The organism is Mesotoga sp. UBA5825, from assembly GCF_002432955.1.
Taxonomy (GTDB): Bacteria; Thermotogota; Thermotogae; order Petrotogales; family Kosmotogaceae; genus Mesotoga.
In genome coordinates, this window is sequence record NZ_DJHG01000007.1 from 10,034 (window position 1) to 11,533 (window position 1,500).

Genomic DNA, 1,500 nt, shown 5'->3' on the forward strand with positions numbered 1-1,500 from the left:
TTGCCAGAACTATTGTCTATTATGATCACCTCGCTGAGGGTATATGACTTGCATTTCCAAAAGACATACCTTACATCTTCCGTGGGCCCGGCAACCGAATCTGGTGATCAACACAAGAGTGAAAGATGGAATGAGTTCATATCAGTATACTGAGCAACGAATGAACTGGAGGTTAATCGACTAGACAGAGAAAACCCAATAAGAACTCGTTCCAACAACTAGAAGCAATCACGAATCCGAAAACTTTCTCTTCAAACCAACTACTACCCCGATAATAGCACATTCGGAGTCCCATCTATCCTTGCCTATTCTAATAGGCTTGTATTCTGGGTTCTCAGAGGTAAGTATCACCATGTCAGATCTCTTGTGGAAGCATTTTATGATGCCTTTTTGGCCACTTGTTTTCACAACTAGCATCTGCCGTTCCCCGTGATCACTTTCACCAGCTTTCGGGACTGATCTACGCTATGATACAGAAGGCAAACCGTGACTATTCAAAATGGCTACACGACGAGGGTTTTCTTGACGGCAAAAAGAGTTTCAAATTCTTCTGCTTCTCAAAGCTCATTCCGGAGAAGAACGCCTATGTCAAGGCCGGAAATAACGACGAGATGATTGTCTACACCAAAGACATTGCTACTCTCTACATATCTTCACCTGTTAGAGAGATTATGCAGCATCTAGTGGATTTCCTGCTGCTTAACAGGGAAATTAGAATCCTCAATCATAATTTGATAATCCAAAATGCCTTTGCGTTTACCGAGAATTTCGAAGACGGAGAGGATCTCTTCAAGTGCATTACGCCGATTGTTCTATCTACAAGAAACGATGAACATAAGACACCTTTCTATTTGAGAGCGTATCAGGACCCCGTTCAGTTCGGTGAGTTTCTCACTAGAAATGCCAGAGAGAAATTCAGGATTTTCTCTGGGAAAGAGAGCGAAGTCAATGTAATCGTCGACAGCGGTTATGTCGAAAGGGTCGGGAGGAAGAGCAACGTAAGAATCAACATAGTTGACGACATCGAAGTCTTCGGATCCGTTGTCCCTGTAAAAATTTCCGGCACCGGAGAGGAGATTGCTTTCTTGTACGACACTGGTCTTGGAGAAAAGAATTCTCTTGGAATGGGCATGATCGAGATAGCCGGGAAACGCTTTTAGGATGAAACGGTGATTTTTGGCAGAATGAGTTTCAGGAAGTGTTATCAGCAGGCTGGGGCAGTTTAGACTGAAGTTCCCAAACTGAACAAGCAAGAAATAGCTATCTGAAATGATTTCAGAGAAATGAAGTGGTTATTTCTGTCTACGTTTTCTGAGTTGTTTCAGTCCGACGAGTTCAAGCGCTTTCCTCTGTACCTCGTTAGGAGTTGTTATTATCGTGAATGAAGGCATCTGCGGTACCGCAGGTACGATAGCATCGTTACAGACAATCGTACTCATTTCAGATAGAAGAGTCTGAAAGCTGTGTACCGGTGTCCCGTCACTCAGCTTCTTCTTCCTC

At 43.5% G+C, this 1,500-nt stretch carries 2 protein-coding genes and 1 pseudogene; 1 reads left to right on the forward strand and 2 read right to left on the reverse strand.

Annotation, left to right across the window (positions count from 1 at the left end; genetic code table 11):
• Nucleotides 1–228: 228 nt before the first annotated feature.
• Complete coding sequence (locus tag B3N33_RS00290; RefSeq protein WP_292590056.1) at nucleotides 229–417, reverse strand: LexA family protein; 189 nt, start codon at nucleotides 415–417, stop codon at nucleotides 229–231.
• On the opposite strand from B3N33_RS00290, the gene cas6 reads away from it, so the two are divergent.
• Nucleotides 399–1,160: a CRISPR-associated endoribonuclease Cas6 gene (gene cas6, locus B3N33_RS00295; protein WP_349682144.1), complete on the forward strand. Its 762-nt coding sequence runs from the start codon at nucleotides 399–401 to the stop codon at nucleotides 1,158–1,160. The genes B3N33_RS00290 and cas6 overlap by 19 nt on opposite strands.
• Before the next feature lie 132 nt (nucleotides 1,161–1,292).
• Here cas6 and B3N33_RS00300 read toward each other — a convergent pair.
• Nucleotides 1,293–1,500: pseudogene (locus B3N33_RS00300) on the reverse strand (transposase); the annotation flags it as partial.

Bases quoted from the DNA above. Each gene is read 5' to 3' on its own strand.
- B3N33_RS00290 (WP_292590056.1), bottom strand. From the start codon at position 417: ATGCTAGTTGTGAAAACAAGTGGCCAAAAAGGCATCATAAAATGCTTC.